Below are 14,719 nucleotides of genomic sequence, written 5' to 3' on the forward strand. Positions count from 1 at the left end.
GGCTATGCGGCCCGCTGACCCCGTGCCCCCTCACGCAAAACGCGCCCGGGCCATCCCGGGCGCTTTTCTTTTCTCGCAGGATCGCGGGAGAGACCATCCCGTGCCACCAAACCGATCCCGGTTCGGATCAAGCCTCAATTCGACTTTTCGTCCTCATCCTCGTCATCGTCATCAGAGGGCAGGTTGAAGAAGCTCTCGGCATCGTGGATATCCTCGTAATCCCTCTCTTCCTCGTCATCCTTTGAAAGCGAGAAAGTTTCAAGCCCCTCGATCGCCGTCGGAATCTTGGGTTCAGCCTCCATTTCAAGGCTTTGCTCGGTCGAGACAAGCTTGCGGCGCTCGTCATCACTCATCACGGCGCCCTCGGCGACCTTTTTCTGGGCCGCCTTCTGGACCATCGCGTCAAGTTCGGACTGTTTGCACAGGCCAAGAGCGACCGGGTCGATCGGCTGGATGTTCGCGATGTTCCAATGCGTCCGCTCGCGGATCGCCTGGATCGTCGGCTTGGTCGTGCCCACCAGTTTCGACACCTGCGCATCGGTCAACTCTGGATGGAACTTGACCAGCCAGAGGATCGCCGCCGGGCGGTCCTGCCGTTTCGACAGCGGCGTGTAGCGCGGGCCGCGGCGCTTTTCCTCGCCCACCGCCGCCGGGTTGAACTTGAGCCTGAGCTTGTGTTGCGGGTCCTTCTCGGCCTTGTCGATCTCGTCCTGCGTCAACTGGTTGTTGGCGATCGGGTCGAACCCTTTCACCCCGGCTGCCACATCGCCATCGGCAATGCCCTGAACCTCGAGCTCATGCAGGCCGCAGAATTCCGCGATCTGCTTGAAACTGATCGTCGTGTTGTCCACCAGCCAGACAGCGGTGGCCTTGGCCATAATCGGTTTGTCACCCATGCTATCGCCTCCATAGCGTAAATCATCCCCGAACATGACTTTTCAGTGCCCTGGATCGGGCTGGCCACCGGGGCCGAAGATCGAGTTGTCGGGGAACTCGGGCGCTGTATACTGCCGATCGGCGCGAAAGAAAAGAGTGAATGCGCCTGTTCGCAACGGCCCCACCCCACCGCGCGAAACAGCATATCAAGACAAAAAACCGCCCCCCGTTGCCAGGGCGCGGTTCTTCCCTTGATCCTGTCGTCGCCTTTTAGCGACGGATGCCCAGGCGCTTGATCAGGTCCCTGTAACGGGCCTCTTCCTTGCCTTTCAGATAGTCCAGCAGCTTGCGGCGCTGGGCCACCATCTTCAAAAGACCACGGCGGCCGTGATTGTCTTTCTTGTGGGTCTTGAAATGCTCGGTCAGCGTGGTGATACGCGAGGTCAGGATCGCCACCTGCACTTCGGGCGAGCCGGTGTCGCCGTCCTTGGTGGCAAATTCCTTCATCAGGCGGGCTTTTTCTTCCGCGGTAATCGACATCGGGGTCTCCTTTTTCGTTCCAAGGGTTCGGGCACAAGCCGGGATGTCGTCCAGCAAGGTCCATTAGAGGTCCCCCGCAAGAGGGGATGCGCGCGTATAAGAGAGAATCCCGGCAAAGAAAAGCAAAAATCGCACGGTTCAGCCCAACAGGCCCGACGCCGATTCCGGCACGATCTGAATATCGTCCAGCGTCAGGCCCGACCCGCCCGACACCGCCATGACCCGCGCCCCGTCCAGCAGGACATGGGTCAACGCGTCGTCGTCGGAATCCGGCTCCAGGTCCAGTCGGGGCGGCGCCTCGCCCTCGCTGTCGTCATAGAACACGACGATCGTGTCCTCGGCCGCATCGAAGTCAAGGAATTGCGCGATCAGGGCATCGTCCGCATCTTCCCCAGCAACGACGACCTGATCCGCCCCCTCGCCCGCCGTGACGATGTCGCCCGGCCCGGCCAGGATCGTGTCATCGCCCGGTCCGCCATTCAGGTAATCCTGCGCCGCATCCTCGCCCTCGGGTTCGAGCCCGATCACCAGATCATCGCCCCAGCCCCCGAACAGCGTGTCCTCGCCCGCACCACCGATGAGCGTGTCATCCCCCAGGTAGCCATGCAGGGCATCATCGCCCGCGCCGCCGGTCAGAATGTCGTCGCCGGTTCCGCCATGCATGGTGTCGTCGCCATCGCCCCCGGCCATCATGTCGTCGTCAGGATGACCGAGGACCAGGTCATTCCCCGCACCGCCGGTCAGCGTGTCCTCGCCATAGCCGCCGTGAACCTCGTCATCGCCCGCGTCCCCGGCAACCACGTCCGCGCCGTCACCGCCGTGCAGCACGTCATCGCCCGGGCCACCGGAGATGCTGTCATCCCCCGCGCCGCCATGGATCTGATCGGTGCCATCACCTCCGGCGATCGCGTCATCGCCATCGCTGCCTTGAAGAATCTCGCCCAGGCTGCGCATCGACGCCTCGCGTTCGTCACCCGCTTGGGCAAACTCGTCCTCTTCACCCGGTTCCGGCTCCATGCCCACGAACACGCTGGCGCCGACCAGAACCATACCCATCAAACCCGCAAGAAACATCATCGCAAGCGATCCCACTTGAAAACATGGGGTATTGCGCCACAAAGCGATGCAGCGGTCAAAGCGTTTCGGATCAATTGGTTAACGCGACTCCTCGATCCGGTCGACGATCTCCGCCGCCCATTCCCCGATCAGGGGCAGGAACTCGAACTGCGACACCCACCAGGCCAGCAGCGAAACCAGGATCGTCGCCCCCATCACCGAGCCGAGGCCGAATGCCAGGCCCCGCGCGAACTGGAACAGCAACAGCCGCCAGAGCGAGTTGTGAATGATGACAAACCGATGGGTGTTGAGCCGCTCGACCTCCCGCGTCAGCCGTGCAATCGCCTGCGTCTGGGCCTCGGTCGGGGTCGTTTCCTGCGTCATGGCCGCCTCCTTGGTCAGAACCAGCGTTCGGGTTGCCGGGCATAGGCAATATAGAGTGGATGCTTGGGGTGGCCATCCTTGCTCAGCCCGAGATGGAACACCGGCGCGCCGGTGCCGCGCAACAGCGCTTCGACCGCCGCCCCCCGCCCCATATGCGCGCCATGCGTGCCCCAGGCCGCGACGATCCGGTCGGCCCATCCACAGCTCTCGACAATGGCCGCATCGTTTTCCGGGCCCACCGGGTCGGGTGCGGCGCGCATCTTCCTGGGGTCGGTGTCGCGCCAGGCAAAGATGTTGGTCACCCGGAACGCGCCAAAGCCCAGCGCACGCGCGCGCCGTTCGCAGCGTTCGACTGTCGGGTCGTTCTGCACCTCGGTCGCGGTCGAGGGGTTGAGCATGATGAACAGAACCCGCCCTCCCCCCGGCGCCCATTCACGGGTGAGCGTATAGCGGTAGCGCTCGCAGTCCGAATAGACGGCGGTCGAGGGCGCGTCGCACTTGATATGCGTGCGGGTGATCATGCGCCCGATCACCCCCGCCAGTCAAAGAACCCCGGCCCGGCACGCTCAAGCAGGCGCGCGGCCATATCGCGACCCATCGCCGCCCCGTCCTCGACCGGCCCCTCGACCTCGTCGGCGAACCGTTCGCTACCGTCGGGCCGCAGGATTTCCCCGCGCAGCCGCAGCCGCCCGCCATCCAGCTCGGCCAGCCCGCCAATCGGCGTTTCACAACTGCCGTCGAGCCGCGCCAGGAATGCCCGCTCGGCAGCCAGTTGCTGGCCGGTGGACCCATCGTGAATCGCCTCCAGCATGTCGGCCACGCGGGTATCATTCGCGCGCCGTTCGATCCCGATCGCACCCTGTGCCAGCGCGGGCAACATCTCGTCCGGGGCAATCGCCGTCGCCGGAACCTCGCCCAGCATGCCCAGCCGCCGCAACCCCGCCATCGCCAGGAAGGAACAGCTCGCCACACCGTCGTCCAGTTTGCGCAGGCGGGTCTGCACGTTGCCGCGAAATTCCACCACCTTCAGGTCGGGACGCGCCACCAGAACCTGAGCCCTCCGGCGCAGGCTCGACGTGCCCACCACCGCCCCTTCGGGCAGGTCGGCAATCCGGGCGTAATCAGGCGAGATGAACGCGTCGCGCACATCCTCGCGCGGCAGGTAGCAATCCAGGGCCAATCCCGCGGGCTGATCGACCGGCATGTCCTTCATCGAATGCACCGCGATGTCGATGCCACCGGCGATCAACTGCTCTTCGATTTCCTTGGTGAAAAGCCCCTTGCCGCCGATTTCCTTCAATGGCCGATCCCTGGCAATCAGCGCCGCATCGTCGCCCGAGGTGCGGATCACCACGATCTCGAACGCATCCGTGGGCAGGTCGAACGCCACGCCCAGCCTGCGCCGCGTCTCGTGTGCCTGCGCAAGGGCAAGGGGCGATCCGCGCGTGCCGATCTTGAGGGGGGAGGCGGGGCTGGGCAAGGATCCTGTCATATACCCCTGTTAAGCGCGTCGATGTGACCTTGCAAGCCACCTGCGCCTTGACATCGCGGCGCGGGCCTTTCACCAACCCGGCTGACAGTGAAAAGGAACCCGATCATGGCCCAAAAGAAACTCCTGCGCGCACTCTCGGGCGAAACCCTGCCCACCCCGCCGATCTGGATGATGCGGCAGGCGGGCCGCTACCTGCCCGAATATCGCGCGACACGGGAAAAGGCGGGCGATTTCCTGTCACTGTGCTACAACCCCGAGCTTGCCGCCGAGGTGACGCTGCAACCGATCCGCCGCTATGGCTTTGACGCGGCGATCCTCTTTGCCGATATCCTGCTGGTGCCGCAGGCATTGGGCGCCGATTTGTGGTTCGTCACCGGCGAAGGGCCGCGCCTGTCGACGATCACCACGCAATACGAGTTCGACCAGCTCAGACCCGTGCCCGACATCCACGACACGCTTGCGCCGATCTACGAGACCGTGCGCATCCTGACGCGCGAACTGCCGTCCGAGATCGCGCTCATCGGCTTTGCCGGGGCGCCCTGGACCGTGGCCACCTACATGATCGCCGGGCGCGGCACGCCCGACCAGGGCCCGGCCCATGCCCTCAAGGCCGAGAACCGCCCGCTCTTCGAGGCGCTTCTCGAACGGCTCACCCATGCCACGATCGAGTATCTCTCGATGCAGATCGAGGCCGGGGCCGAATGCGTGAAACTCTTCGACAGCTGGGCCGGCTCGCTTTCGGGCGAGGATTTCGACCGCTACGCCACCGAACCCGCCCGCCAGATCATCAAGGAACTGAAAATCCGTCACCCGGGCATTCCCGTCATCGCCTTCCCGCGCCAGGCGGGCGAGAAATACATCGGCTTCCACGCCGCCACCGGCGCCGATTGCGTCGCGCTTGACGATGGCGTGACGCCGGAATGGGCGGCGGAACACGTGCAAAAGGACGGCTGCGTGCAGGGCAACCTGAAATCCTCGCACATGGTCACCGGCGGCCAGGCGCTCGTCGACGAAACCCGCCGCATCGTGCAAGCGCTGTCGAAGGGCCCGCATATCTTCAACCTCGGCCACGGCATCACGCCCGACGCCGACCCCGAGAACGTGCAACTGATGATCGACACCGTGCGCGGCGGTTGAGGCGGTTGAGGGCTGATTCACGTCGCGAAATAGCCACACGGACGAAACGCTCATTCGCAGCGCAGCGTGACAGAGGGCAGCGCACGGCCGCGGTCGGGTGCTCGCAACATCAGCGTGGGGCAGTTTATCTTGAAACGTCATCCTTTACCCGAAGCGGCGCGCACCCCATCGAAAGCACCCGGCCGGGGGGCGGCCGTGTGCTACCCGGGCGGCTGCGCCGCTGTTCCGGGCGGTGTGAGTTCGATCAAAGGTGACATGTCCTGGATTGCAGGAACGAAGCCCGAAGGAGCGGCAATGCGGCCTCAGCAGTCGTTGACTGACGGTCGTAAAGGCATGGTAATAAGATTTCGCGTTTTAACGCTTCAACTGATTTCAGAGGCAAACTCATGACAGAAGCTGAGAGGGAGAAGATCAAGCTGCGGTCGAGCTACCTGAATGGTGTGGCGTTAGTTTTTTGGGTTTGGGCGGACTTGGGCCGGCCTTTGCGCTGCTAACTTCGCTAACTGCGTTTGAGTGGAAGAATTTAGTCGTGGCTTTCGTTTGGATATGGGCCGGTGAGATGTCTAGCTGGGAGTTTCACAAGATGGCTGAACGATACCACGACCGCTTGTCAAAACCAAAATAGGCGACAAGCATTGTCGATTTGCTGAACGAAGCTGATCAACTTAGCTGTATCCAGCTAGTCTCTCAACCGCGAGTCCGTCCGCTCCGGACTCCACTGACAGTTCCACTCAAAGTGTAAGGCCTCTTGCCTGTTGCCCCGCCTTCATCGGGTCTCTTGTGCCAGGTGGCGACCACCAGCACATGCCACGCCCGGCGAGGGCGGCCCTGTCTTGACAAGCGGGCCGCGCCCCGGCGTCAGCCCCCCGGCGCCTCGAAGAGGATCAGCTCGACCCGCTCGCCCCCGTCGACATGGGCGTCATGGCCGGGCGGGATGTCGAAGAAGTCGCCGCGGGCAATCAGGGTCTCGTCCCCGGTTTCGATCATGCGCACGACCAGTTTGCCCGAGATGCAATAGCCGACATGCCGCATCGGGCACGAGTCGGGCGAGCCAAGCAGCGGCTTTTCATCCGCTTCCCAGGTCCAGCCGGGCTCGAAGACCGCGTGCATCCCGGTCGTGCCGTCGCGCATCTTGATGATGTCGATCCCGCCGCGCTCTTTCATGTCCAGCGCCTCGTCGGGGGTTTCGAAGCGTCTGATTTCGATCGTCGATTGCGGTGTCATTGGTGTGTTCTTCCTGATTTTCCCTCGGCCATGGACCGTGTAGGTTCAAACGCGGATGATCTCGTCCTTGAGCCCATAGAGTATCGATGCGAACTCGTTGCGCGTGTCCTCGGAATGGCCCAGCGATTTCATCGTCTCAAGGATGTCGTCCATCGCGGCCATGTATTCCGTCTCGTCGATGTTCATGCCGCGATGGGTCTCGACCATGCTGCGCCCGTCATATGCGCCGGGCCCGTTCGAAAGCTCGTCGAACAGGGTGCAGTAATGCTGCTTGATCTTCTCGACCCGCTCGGGCTGATCGAGATAGGGGGTAAAGCGCGGACTGATGGCAGGGTTGTGCAGATGCGCGTCCACCATGCCATCGACGATCCGCCGGATGCCGGCGGCGGCCCCCAGACGTTCATAGAGCGTTACCTGGCTCAACTGTTCCATCACTGACGTGGTCATGTCGTGCTCTCCCTGGATTTGGCCTTGTCGCGGTCGGGTGCGACCCGGTACCGTGACAATGTGACACATGTGGCGCGCACCGGTCCAGTTCACGAACTGAATCCGGGCGATACAACATCTGAACTGGCCGCAGCCCCGGCGCGCGTGGCACTATGGTGGCAACCTGGCAAAAGGAGACCATCATGACGAACGCGAGCTACAAACAGTTCTGCCCCGTCGCGATGGCGGCAGAAGTGCTTTGCACGAGGTGGACCATCGTGCTCCTGCGAGAATTCATCGCCGGATCGACCCGGTTCAACGAACTGCGCCGCGGCGTGCCCCGGATGTCGCCCGCGTTGCTCTCAAAGCGCCTGCGCGAGCTTGAACAGGCCGGTATCATCGAGCGTACACGCCTGTCACATGCGCCCGAGATCGACGCCTATCGCCTGACCCGCGCCGGGCGCGATCTTCAGCCGGTGATCGAATCCATCGGCAAATGGGGTCAGAAATGGGTGGAGGCCGAACCTTCGCTCGAGAACCTCGATCCCGAATTGCTGATGTGGGACATGCGGCGCAATCTCGACACCGAGCCGGTTCCGGTCCAGCGCGCGGTGATCGAATTCATCTATCCCGAACTGCCCCCCGCACAGCGCAAATGGTGGCTGATCGTGGAGCCGGACCGAACCGTGGACCTGTGCCATGTGGATCCGGGTTTCGATGTCGATCTATATGTGACGGTCGATCTCAGGACGATGACCGAGATCTGGATGGGCCTCAAGACCGTGAAAAAAGCCCGCGACGAAGGCGCGCTCTGCGCTGTTGGCAACGCCGGGCTCATCGACAAGATGCAATCCTGGCTGGGCCTCAGCCCGTTCGCAATTCAGGCGAAACTGGCCGGGTGATCGTGCATTGCGGCCCGTCCGGAAATGAAAAGGCGCGCCCGATGGGGGCGCGCCAGTCGAACAAAGGGAAACCGGGGCGAACGTGTCCGCCCCGCTTCGGAATTACTCGACCACATCCGTCACATCACCCGTCGGGTGCGGCGTGGTCGCCGTTTCCACCGGCAGCACCGGATATTCCACGCGTGGCATGGTGCCGGTCAGGCTGCCAAGGAAGGCCACGATCTGATCGGCCTCGTCGTCGGTCAGATCCTCGCCAAGCTGGCTTTCGCCCATGATCTGCACCGCAACCTTGAGATCCCACACCAGGCCCGAATGGAAATAGGGCGCTGTCTGGTCGATATTGCGCAGCGGCGAGGCACGGAACACGTATTCGTCATCCGCCGTCTCGGTCACCGCGAACCGGCCCTTGTCCCCCTCGGGCAGGATGTCGGCGCCCGGCTTCTCGATCAGGCCGAACGGGTAATAGCCGTTGCCGCCAAGATTCACGCCGCTGTGGCATGTGGCACAACCCTTGTCGATGAACAGCTCCATCCCGGCGACCTGCTCTTCGGTGAGCGCATCGTCGTCGCCGTTGAGCCAGGCATCGAACGGAGCGGGCGTGATCAGCGTCGCTTCATAGGCCTCGATCGCCTTGGCAAAATTGTCAAAGCTCACCGGGTCATCCTGATCCGGGAAGGAGGCTTCGAACCACTCGACGTATTGCGGCATCGACTTGAGCGTCGCGACCACGTTCTCGGGCGTGTTGGCCATCTCGACACCGGCCTGAACCGGACCCTTGGCCTGCTCGGCGAGGTCGGGCGCGCGGCCGTCCCAGAACTGGGCGGTGTTGAACACGGCATTCAGCACGGTGGGCGAGTTGCGCGGCCCCTTCTGCCAGCCATGGCCGATCGAGGTGGGCATGTTGTCGTCGCCTCCGGTGGCGAGGTTGTGGCACGAGTTGCACGAGAACACCCCCGAGGCCGACATCCGCGGATCAAAGAACAGCGCCTTGCCAAGATCGATCTTCTCGGGCGTGACCGGGTTGTCGGCCAGCGCCGGGATGGTCGAGGGCAGCGGCTCGAAAATATCCTCGGCATAATCGCGCAGCTCATTCGCCGTAGCCGCCCCGGCCAGCGCGAATGTCAGGGCCGTCGTGGAAATCAGATGTCGGGTTTTCATGATGTCAGGCCTCCCTCAGCCTATTTCGAAACTCGCGCTTCCTGTCGCACGCGTTTCTAGCCCGGCAGATGTCGCCAAAACATGATTTGGATCAATTCCATTTCTTAAAAGTCGAATTATTCGTTCCTTCACAAATACTTAACATATAAACCATCTTGCATGTCGCGAAATCGTGCCCGAACTGTTCGCGTTGCTTCAGGGGCACTGCGAAACGATTGATGCATGGATGCTTCATCATGTTATCCTGAACGAGATCATGACACCCGGGCGGCTGGTGATACGATTGACAGGCCATCGTCGCAGAACCGGCTGAGTCCACCGACCCGGTGGCAGGCGCGATCCCGCGTCCAGTTTCCGGAAGAGATCCGGACCCACGAGAACAAGGAGACCTGTAATGGTGGATCTTCTGTGGCTGATCCTCGGCCTTGCCGGGTTGATCCTGGGGGGTGACCTTCTGGTGCGCGGCGCGGTTTCGGTGGCGCAGGCCATGCGCATCTCGCCGATGGTCATCGGCCTCACGCTTGTCGGGTTCGGCACCTCCACACCCGAACTTGTCACCTCGCTTCAGGCCGCCTTCGCAGGGTCGCCCGGCATCGCCATCGGCAATGTCGTCGGCAGCAATATCGGGAACATCATGCTGATCCTCGGCCTCGCCGCGTTCCTGTATCCGGTCGTCGTCGATCCGGCCGCGCTGCGTCGCGACGGTGGCGTGATGCTGGCGGCAACGCTGCTCTGCACGGGGTTCGTTCTCTGGGGCACGCTTGGTCGTTTGGCCGGTGCGGTTCTGATCGTCTTGCTGGGGGCGTATCTGCTGTTCACGATTCTGCGCGAGCGCCGAAGCATGACCGCCGCGACAGCACTTTACGTGGCCGAGGCCGATCTGTTGCCAGGCCCTGCGCCGACCCGACTCATGTGGCCCGCGCTCATGGCGCTGGCCGGCCTTGCGATTACCATTCTCGGGGCGCGGTTCCTTGTCTCCGGCGCGGTCGGGCTTGCCGCGGCAGCCGGCATATCCGAAACCGTCATCGGCCTGACCATCGTCGCCATCGGCACATCGACGCCCGAACTTGTCACCACGCTCATTGCCGTGCGCAAGGGCCAGGGCGGCGTCGCATTCGGCAACATCATCGGATCGAACATCTTCAACATCCTCGGCATCCTCGGGCTGACTGCCCTGATCCATCCGCTCGCCGTGCCACAACAGGTCATCGGATTCGATATCTGGGTCATGCTGGGTGCCACGCTCGTCATGGTGCTGTTCGCGATCACCGGACGGCGCATCGACCGGCGCGAAGGGGCGTTCCTCGTCACCGGCTACGCGGCCTATCTGGCCACGACGCTATGGCTTGGCTGACCTGCTGCAGATGGCGGCGCATGTCGCGTTAACCATTTTCGGCAACGAAGTCTCAACCTGTGACCGGCAGCCGGGTGGCAGCCGCGCGGCAGCCGGATGTCACCCCCTGATTTTGGGCCAAACGCGCGCGTTAACCTTTCCACCCGCGCTTCGCTCTGCCACCGACGCAAGTCTTTCTGCGTACCCGTTGCGATGCGTGCCACACCTGAACTTTCTCATGCCCTCACGCGCAACGCACCCGGGCCAACTACCTGTAATCAATACCATTTTGCCAGCGGCGGCAGGCTCATCAGCACCGCGTTGGCGTCATGCCCGGTTTCCAGCCCGAACTTGGTGCCACGATCGTATACAAGATTGTATTCAGCATAGAGCCCGCGATGGACCAGTTGCGTGTCCCTGTCCGCCTCCGACCACGACATCTTGCGGCGCCGCTCGGTCAGCGGCACGAATGCTGGTAGAAAGGCCCGCCCCACATCCTGGATAAAGGCGAAATCCGCCTCCCAGTCGCCGGTGTTGTGATCGTCGAGAAAGATCCCCCCGACCCCCCGCGCCCGATGCCGGTGCGGGATATGGAAATACTCGTCCGCCCAGGCCTTGAAACGCGGATAGAAAGTCGGGTCGTGCCGGTCGCAATGCGCCTTTTGCACGGCGTGGAAATGCTCGGTATCCTCTTGATATTCAATACAAGGATTGAGATCCGAACCACCCCCGAACCACCAGCCATGCGGCGTCCAGAACATCCGCGTGTTCATGTGAACGGCCGGTGCATGCGGGTTCTGCATATGCGCCACGAGGCTGATGCCCGAGGCCCAGAATCGCGGGTCGTCCTTCATGCCCGCCAATCCCTTGCGCGCCGCCATCGCCGCCTGCGCCCGCTCGCCCAAGGTGCCAAAGACGGTCGAGACATTGACCCCGACCTTCTCGAACACGCGCCCCCCGCGCATCACGCTCATCAGGCCACCGCCCGCGTCAGACCCATCCGCGCTCGCGCGTCGGGTCTCGCTCACCTCGAAGCGCCCCGCGGGCACGTCGGCCAGAGGGCCTTCGGTCTGGCTGTCCTCAAGCCCTTCGAAAGCCGCGACAATATCGTCCCGCAAGTGCCGGAACCATGCACTGGCCCTGGCCTTCTCTTTGCTCATATCCGCTGTCACCGGACCTGCCTTCCCATCCCGTTTCAATGCGCCGGCGCCGAAACCGCATCCAGTAGCGAGCGCCCGCCATCCACGGTGAGGATCTGCCCGGTCATGAAACTTGCCCCGTCACTGGCCAGAAACTGCACCGCCTCGGCCAGTTCGGTCGGGCTCGCGATCCGGCCCAGCGGTGTGCCATGCTCGATCACGTCACGATAATCCGGATGCTCTCGCAGGTGATCCTTGAGGCTCGCGCTCATCACCGATCCCATTGCGACGGCATTGACCCGAATCCGCTCTCCCGCCAGCGCCACCGCCAGCGACCGGGTCATCTGTTCCAGCGCCGCGGTCGACACCGAAAGCGCCATCAACTCGGGATGGGCGCGACAGGCCAGGATGGTCGAAAGATTGATGATCGAGCCCGCGGCCCGCCCCTGGTCAGTCTTGGCCTGCTTTATCATCCGTTTCGCCACCACCTGGCTCAGCCTTAGCGACGTCATCAGGTTCTGCTGAAGCAGGATCTCCACCGCGTCATCATCGGGGTTGAGCGGGTCCGACCGCATCACCTGCCGCGATGCATTGACCAGAACGTCGATCCGGTCAAAGGCGTCGATGGTCGCCGACAGAAGGTTCGCAATCGTCAGTTTCTCGCGCAGGTCGCCCGCGAAATACCTCACGTTGCTACCATCCTTGACCTCGCCCACCTCGCGGGCAAGCCCCTCCTCATCCATGTCGGCGAACATCACGTTGGCGCCCTTGTCGGAAAAATGCCGCGCAATCGCCAGGCCGACGCCATTGGCGGCGCCGGTCACGATCGCGGTCTTTCCGGAAATCGAAAGCGACATGGCCGCTCCTTCTCTTGATTCGTCCCGCGACGTTACGGGATATCAGCCCCCGGTGCGAGACGGGCCCGAGGCACAGAAAACCTTGAACCTCGGGTCGCCGCCGATTTCTGCAACCTCTCGGAAATGGGTCCGAAGCGCCTTCTCATAGGGCAAATGCCGGTTGGCCACCATCCACAGCCGCCCGCCCGGGGCGAGCATCCGCGCGCTCTGCGCGATGAAACGCGCGCCCAGTTCGGGCTGGCCCTTGCGGCCCTCGTGAAACGGTGGATTCATCACCACCGCGTCGGCCCGTGTTTCGGGCATCCACCGGGTCGCATCGGCCCAATGAAACCTCACCCGCCCGTCGGAGAGGTTTTCCCGCGCGCAATCCAGCGCGACACGATCCGCCTCGACCAGATCGACCTGCTCAACGCCCCCGCGTTCGAGAATGGCCGCCGCGAGATACCCCCAGCCACCGCCCAGATCGACCACGTGCGCCCCGGGCCTTTCCGGCAAGGCCACCGCCAGCAGCCGCGAAGCCGGGTCGATTCCGTCGGCCGAGAACACCCCGGCACGGGTCGTGAACCCACCCTCGATGACACGCGGTCCGCCCGCCTGCGCCCAATCCGTGAAAGCCTCCGCTGTGCCACGGGCAAGGAAGGTCTTGCCATGCGCCTTGGAATACGCCTCCCCGCACGCGCATCGCTGGCGCATCTCCCGAAAAAGGCTGTCTATGCCGTCGGTTTTCTGCCCGTCCACGATCACTTCGCCCGCACAGGCCATGGCCGCCGCCACGAGCGCCCTGGCTTCGGACTTGGCGCGCGGCACGATCACGATGGCAAGCGCCACCCTCTGCGGCACATCGGCCACCACGCGCAGCCCCGACGCGTCGAGATGATCGACATCGGGTTTCATCCGGGCCACGACACGCAACTTGTCCCCGGGAAGCCCGGACAGGTCCAAGCCCGCGACCGCGCCCATGACGGCGATCTCGCCGCTCTCGGGCAACAGCCCCGGATGATCCTCCAGGAAAAGGCTAAGCCGCGTGGCACTCATGGAACCAGGGGCCAGGCGGCCCTCACTCCTTTTCCATCGTGCATTGCAGCGGATGCTGGTGACGACGGGCAAAATCCATGACTTGCGCCACCTTGGTCTCGGCGATCTCGTGCGAGAATACGCCGACCACGGCGACGCCCTTCTTGTGCACCGTCAACATCACCTCGAACGCCTGTGCGTGGTTCATCCCGAAAAACCGCTCAAGCACATGCACGACGAATTCCATCGGCGTGTAGTCGTCGTTCAGAAGAAGCACCTTGTAAAGCGGCGGACGCTTGGTCTTGTTACGCGTCTCGACCACGACCGACGCGTCGTCATCGCCTTCGCGTTCATCCGACATGGTCACATTCCAGGCAGTCATCGGCCCACCGTTTCGCGTTTCGGTTTCTCTTCTCCGGGCGACCTATATAACCTCTGAACCGCCCAAGAAAAGAGGGGGCCCCGAAAGGAGCCCCGGAATGGCGCGAAAACTCACGACAGACGGCTCCCGTCGTGGCGACGCGCCCCGCCACGACGCGCGCATCTTCCGCATGACCCCGAGCCGATTCGCGGAGACGCGCCGCGCCCGGCCCATGCCCGCTCACAACCGGCGAGCGGGGCTATCCACGATCGGATGGCGCCCCATAGCGGGCAAGAAAGGTGTCGACCGCCCCTGTAACGACCTCCCTGATCTCGGCCTCCGAAAACTCGGTCTGCACTCCGAGAACGGCCCGCAACCAGAGCCGGGAGCGGGCAAGGTCGGCAAACTGCTCGGCGGCCAGCGAGACATCGGAAATCCGCAGTTCTCCGCGGGCCATCGCCTCTTCGAACCCTTGTTCGAGTTGCTTGCGGCCCATTTCCGGTCCGCTTTCGTAATAGGCGCGCGCAAGCTCGGGAAACCTATCACGCTCTGCCACGCAAATACGGAAGATCCGCTGCGAGAAGTCCGACAGCAACAGGCGGGCAATCTGTGTCGCCACCGCTGTCAGGACATCGCGGATCGGCGCATCAAGATCAATCTGCTGACGCGCGGTTTCGGCCATCCGGTCACATTCGGAGCGGGCGATCTCTTTGAAAAGCAAGGCCTTGTCAGGGAAATAGCTGTAGAGCGTGGCCTTCGACACGCCGGCCGCACGCGCGATGTCGTCAACGCTGGCACGCTCGAAACCGTCGGCCATGAA

The 14,719-nt window shown here is 63.3% G+C and carries 17 protein-coding genes; 3 read left to right on the plus strand and 14 right to left on the minus strand.

What is annotated here, in order from left to right:
- Positions 1-134 precede the first annotated feature (134 nt).
- The 6 genes from ACESL9_RS13720 to hemC form a co-directional block, all read right to left on the minus strand.
- Positions 135-896, minus strand: a complete 762-nt coding sequence (locus tag ACESL9_RS13720) for a DUF1013 domain-containing protein (protein WP_372615218.1) — start codon at positions 894-896, stop codon at positions 135-137.
- A 250-nt stretch (positions 897-1,146) separates the two neighbouring features.
- A complete protein-coding gene (gene rpsO, locus ACESL9_RS13725) occupies positions 1,147-1,416 on the minus strand; it encodes a 30S ribosomal protein S15 (RefSeq protein WP_372615217.1) in 270 nt (89 codons plus the stop codon).
- Between the two features lie 138 nt (positions 1,417-1,554).
- The gene (locus tag ACESL9_RS13730) at positions 1,555-2,493 is read right to left on the minus strand and encodes a calcium-binding protein (RefSeq protein WP_372674990.1); all 939 of its coding nucleotides are present in this window, start codon (positions 2,491-2,493) and stop codon (positions 1,555-1,557) included.
- Between the two features lie 78 nt (positions 2,494-2,571).
- On the minus strand, positions 2,572-2,856 hold the full coding sequence (locus ACESL9_RS13735; protein ID WP_372615215.1) for a DUF5665 domain-containing protein: 285 nt from the start codon (positions 2,854-2,856) through the stop codon (positions 2,572-2,574).
- A gap of 14 nt (positions 2,857-2,870) precedes the next feature.
- Positions 2,871-3,377 carry a DUF1643 domain-containing protein gene (locus tag ACESL9_RS13740; protein ID WP_372615214.1) on the minus strand — a complete coding sequence of 169 codons (507 nt, stop codon included), beginning with the start codon at positions 3,375-3,377 and terminating at the stop codon, positions 2,871-2,873.
- Between the two features lie 8 nt (positions 3,378-3,385).
- A complete protein-coding gene (hemC, locus tag ACESL9_RS13745) occupies positions 3,386-4,348 on the minus strand; it encodes a hydroxymethylbilane synthase (RefSeq protein WP_372615213.1) in 963 nt (320 codons plus the stop codon).
- Positions 4,349-4,453: 105 nt separating this feature from the next.
- Between hemC and hemE the strand changes: the two genes are divergently transcribed.
- The gene (gene hemE, locus ACESL9_RS13750; RefSeq protein ID WP_372615212.1) at positions 4,454-5,485 is read left to right on the plus strand and encodes a uroporphyrinogen decarboxylase; all 1,032 of its coding nucleotides are present in this window, start codon (positions 4,454-4,456) and stop codon (positions 5,483-5,485) included.
- A gap of 858 nt (positions 5,486-6,343) precedes the next feature.
- Here hemE and ACESL9_RS13755 read toward each other — a convergent pair.
- Both ACESL9_RS13755 and ACESL9_RS13760 read right to left on the minus strand, forming a co-directional pair.
- A complete protein-coding gene (locus ACESL9_RS13755) occupies positions 6,344-6,709 on the minus strand; it encodes a cupin domain-containing protein (RefSeq protein WP_372615211.1) in 366 nt (121 codons plus the stop codon).
- 45 nt (positions 6,710-6,754) lie between these two features.
- On the minus strand, positions 6,755-7,156 hold the full coding sequence (locus ACESL9_RS13760; protein ID WP_372615210.1) for a group I truncated hemoglobin: 402 nt from the start codon (positions 7,154-7,156) through the stop codon (positions 6,755-6,757).
- 182 nt (positions 7,157-7,338) lie between these two features.
- Between ACESL9_RS13760 and ACESL9_RS13765 the strand changes: the two genes are divergently transcribed.
- Positions 7,339-8,037, plus strand: a complete 699-nt coding sequence (locus ACESL9_RS13765) for a winged helix-turn-helix transcriptional regulator (RefSeq protein ID WP_372615209.1) — start codon at positions 7,339-7,341, stop codon at positions 8,035-8,037.
- Between the two features lie 102 nt (positions 8,038-8,139).
- Here the strand turns inward: ACESL9_RS13765 and ACESL9_RS13770 are convergent, their stop codons facing one another.
- Positions 8,140-9,195 carry a cytochrome-c peroxidase gene (locus ACESL9_RS13770; RefSeq protein ID WP_372674991.1) on the minus strand — a complete coding sequence of 352 codons (1,056 nt, stop codon included), beginning with the start codon at positions 9,193-9,195 and terminating at the stop codon, positions 8,140-8,142.
- 394 nt (positions 9,196-9,589) lie between these two features.
- Between ACESL9_RS13770 and ACESL9_RS13775 the strand changes: the two genes are divergently transcribed.
- On the plus strand, positions 9,590-10,549 hold the full coding sequence (locus tag ACESL9_RS13775) for a calcium/sodium antiporter (protein WP_372674992.1): 960 nt from the start codon (positions 9,590-9,592) through the stop codon (positions 10,547-10,549).
- A 257-nt stretch (positions 10,550-10,806) separates the two neighbouring features.
- Here ACESL9_RS13775 and hemF read toward each other — a convergent pair whose 3' ends face one another.
- The 5 genes from hemF to ACESL9_RS13800 form a co-directional block, all read right to left on the minus strand.
- On the minus strand, positions 10,807-11,688 hold the full coding sequence (gene hemF, locus ACESL9_RS13780; RefSeq protein WP_372674993.1) for an oxygen-dependent coproporphyrinogen oxidase: 882 nt from the start codon (positions 11,686-11,688) through the stop codon (positions 10,807-10,809).
- A gap of 35 nt (positions 11,689-11,723) precedes the next feature.
- A complete protein-coding gene (locus ACESL9_RS13785) occupies positions 11,724-12,524 on the minus strand; it encodes an SDR family NAD(P)-dependent oxidoreductase (protein WP_372615270.1) in 801 nt (266 codons plus the stop codon).
- 42 nt (positions 12,525-12,566) lie between these two features.
- The gene (locus ACESL9_RS13790; RefSeq protein ID WP_372615269.1) at positions 12,567-13,559 is read right to left on the minus strand and encodes a class I SAM-dependent methyltransferase; all 993 of its coding nucleotides are present in this window, start codon (positions 13,557-13,559) and stop codon (positions 12,567-12,569) included.
- A 22-nt stretch (positions 13,560-13,581) separates the two neighbouring features.
- A complete protein-coding gene (gene clpS / locus ACESL9_RS13795) occupies positions 13,582-13,920 on the minus strand; it encodes an ATP-dependent Clp protease adapter ClpS (RefSeq protein WP_372674994.1) in 339 nt (112 codons plus the stop codon).
- 238 nt (positions 13,921-14,158) lie between these two features.
- Positions 14,159-14,719, minus strand: a 561-nt coding sequence (locus tag ACESL9_RS13800) for a TetR/AcrR family transcriptional regulator (RefSeq protein ID WP_372674995.1), incomplete at its 5' end; no start/stop codon positions are given.

It is taken from the genome of Aquicoccus sp., from assembly GCF_041686535.1.
Lineage (GTDB): Bacteria > Pseudomonadota > Alphaproteobacteria > Rhodobacterales > Rhodobacteraceae > Aquicoccus.